Raw genomic sequence first — 2,931 nt, 5'->3', positions numbered from 1 at the left:
AACTCAAACCGGTCACCCGGTTGAGATGGTTGCGCAGCTGCACCGTGGTCAGCGAGTCGAAACCCAGCGTCTGGAACGCCTGCCCGGCGCCGATGGCGTCGGGATCGGGATGCGCGAGGATCGCCGCCGCCGCGTTCCGCACCAGCCCGAGAACGAACTCCCGGCGCTCGGTCGCGCCCAGCGGAGCGAGACGTGCGGCCAGGCCCGTCTCCGGCTCGGCCGCCGGCGCCGCGTCTGTCGGCGCCGGCGCCACCTCGATGGGGGTCGCCAGCACATGCGGTTCGCCGGTCGCCAGGCACCGGTCCAGCAACGCGAGCCCGACCGCCGTGGGCATCGGAGTGAGTCCGATGGCCCGGATCCGGCGCAGGTCGGCCTCGGTCAGGTCCGCGGTCATCGCGCCCGACTCCTGCCACAGCCCCCACGCGATGCTCGTGCCGGCTAGCCCCATGGCGCGGCGGTGTCGGGCCAGAGCATCGAGGAAGGTGTTCGCGGCGGCGTAGTTCGCCTGGCCCGGGTTGCCCAGCGTGGCCGAGGCCGAGGAGAACAACACGAACGTCTCCACGTCGCCGGCCAGCCGGTGCAGGTTCCACGCCGCGTCCACCTTCGGGGTGAGCACGGCGTGCAGCCGCTCCGGGGTGAGTGTGTGGACCGGCGCGTCGGCGACGACCCCGGCGGCGTGCACGACCGCGGTCAGCGGATGCTCACCCGGCACGGCGGCCAGCAGCGCCCGTACGGCGTGTTCGTCGGCGATGTCACAGGCGGCGATGGTGACCGTCGCACCGAGCGCGGTGAGTTCCGCGCGCAGCTCGCCGGCGCCCGGTGCCCGCGTGCCACGCCGGCCGGTCAGCAGCAGGTGCCGGACACCGTGACGCGCCACCAGGTGGCGTGCCGTGATCGCGCCGAGGGTGCCGGTCCCCCCGGTGATCAGTACCGTCCCGTGCGGGTCGAGGGTTCGGGTGCCGACCGTCCGCGGCGTCTCCACCAGGTGGGGCGTGTAAAGCGTTCCGTCGCGCAGCGAGAGCCTCGGGTGCCGGCGCAGGGCGGCGACGACGTCCGGGGTCAGCTCGGCACCCGGGTCGGCGGTCAGCAGCGTGAGCCGTTCCGGGTGCTCGTTCTGCGCGCAGGTGACCAGGCCTGTCACGGCGGCGTGCGCCAGGTTGCCCTCTTCGGTGTGCACGGTCAGGTGCGTACCGGTCGTGGCCGGGTGCGCCAGCCAGGTCTGTAGTGCGGCCAGGATCTCCTCAGCGATCCGGTGGGCCGCGGCCGGCACGTCCTCGTCCGGAACGGCCGGGATCGACAGCACCGCATGCGCGGGTGGCGCGTCGGCCGCCGTCACGCCGGAGAGCAGCGCTTCGAGGTCGCCGACGAGCGCGACCTCGGCGTCGCGGGACGGCGCCAGCGCGACCCAGTCCACCTGGTGCAACGAACCCGCGTCGGGGCGGCCGGGGCGGCCGCCGTACAGCCAGTGTGACGTGTGCTGAAACGCGTACGTGGGCAGCGCGACGACCCGGCCCTCGGTGCGGAAGTCCGGGTCGTACCCGTTGACGTGCAGGCGCGACAGGGTATGCAGTAGCAGGGTCGCCGCGTTTCCGTCCCGGCGCAGCGTGGGCAGCACGTCGGCAGCACCGGTCAGCGTCCCGGTGATGGACGGCGACAGTGTCGGGTGCGGGCTGACCTCGACGAACGTGTGGAACCGGTCGGGTTCCTGCCCGGTCAGCCGGGTGATCGCCGCAGCCAGGTCCACCGGGTGCCGGACCTGATGCACCCAGTACTCCGGCGTGCAGTGTGTCGTCGTGTCCGGCCGGGACGTGTGGTCGTGCGGGATGCGCAGGCAGCTGGTGATCGGCAGCCGCGCGGGCCGGTAGTCAACCTCGCTCGCTGCGGCGTGCAACTCGGTCAGGACACCGTCCATCTGCGCCGAGTGGAACCCGTGTGAGACCGGCAACAGCGATACCCGTACGCCATCGGCCTTCAGCCGTTCCGCCAGCTCGTTCAACGCTCCGACCGGCCCGGCGAGCACGTGGTCAGCGGGTCCGTTCACGGCCGCCAGGCTGATCTCACCGCCGACCAGGTCGTCCACCCGCAGGCGTCGGACGGCCAGCATGCCGTGCTCGCCGGCCGGGGCGGAGCCCATCAGTCGGGCCCGGGTGGCGACGAGGCGGGCGGCGTCGCTCAGCGACAGGATGCCAGCGGCGTGCGCGGCGGTCAGTTCGCCGATCGAGTGCCCGACCAGGTGGTGGGGCCGGATGCCGTGGTACGCCAGGGTTTCGGCGAGGGCCGTCTGGACGGCGAACAGCGCGGGCTGCGTGTAGGTGGTGTCGTTCAGCAGCCCGGCGGCGGCAGTGCCCGCCTCGGCGAAGATCAGCTCAGGTAGGCGTGGGTCCAGGTGGCTGAGCACAGCGTCGAGGGCGCTGCGGAACCGCGGGTGCTGTTCGTACAGCTCGCGGCCCATGCCGGCCCACTGTGCGCCCTGCCCGCCGAAGGCGAACACCAGCTTGGGACCGGTCGGCGGGCCGTCCATCGGGGCGGTCACCAGGTTCGGATTGGGGCGCTCCTCGGCCAGATCACGCAGCGCGGCGACGACATCCGCGCGGTCCGCGGCGACAATGACAGCCCGGTGTGCCAGGTGCGCCCGCGTGGTCGCGAGCGTGTGCACGACATCGATGTCGGCGACGTCGGGATGCTCGGCGAGATGGCGCAGAAGCCTGCGGGCCTGCTCCCGCAACGCGGGACGGGTCGCACCCGATACCAGCCACGGCAGCGGTCGTCCGGCCACATCAGAGGTGTCTTCGGTCGTGGTGTCGGGTGCTTGTTCGAGGATGAGGTGTGCGTTGGTGCCGCTGATGCCGAAGGCGGAGATCGCGGCGCGGCGTGGTCTGCCGGTGGTGGGCCAGGGTGTGGTTTTGGTGGTGGGGTGGATGGTGTGGGTTG

Annotated in this window: 1 protein-coding gene; it reads right to left on the bottom strand. The window is 72.5% G+C overall.

What is annotated here, in order from left to right; all coding sequences use genetic code 11:
• A partial coding sequence (locus NIE79_RS32110) for an SDR family NAD(P)-dependent oxidoreductase (RefSeq protein ID WP_238682138.1) occupies positions 1 to 2,920 on the bottom strand: 2,920 nt, incomplete at its 3' end.
• Between the last annotated feature and the right edge of the window lie 11 nt (positions 2,921 to 2,931).

The organism is Micromonospora trifolii (assembly GCF_022229005.1).
GTDB classification, from domain to species: Bacteria; Actinomycetota; Actinomycetes; order Mycobacteriales; family Micromonosporaceae; genus Micromonospora; species Micromonospora trifolii.
The sequence above is the reverse complement of the archived record's forward strand: the minus strand, read 5'-3'. Positions and strand labels throughout refer to the sequence as shown.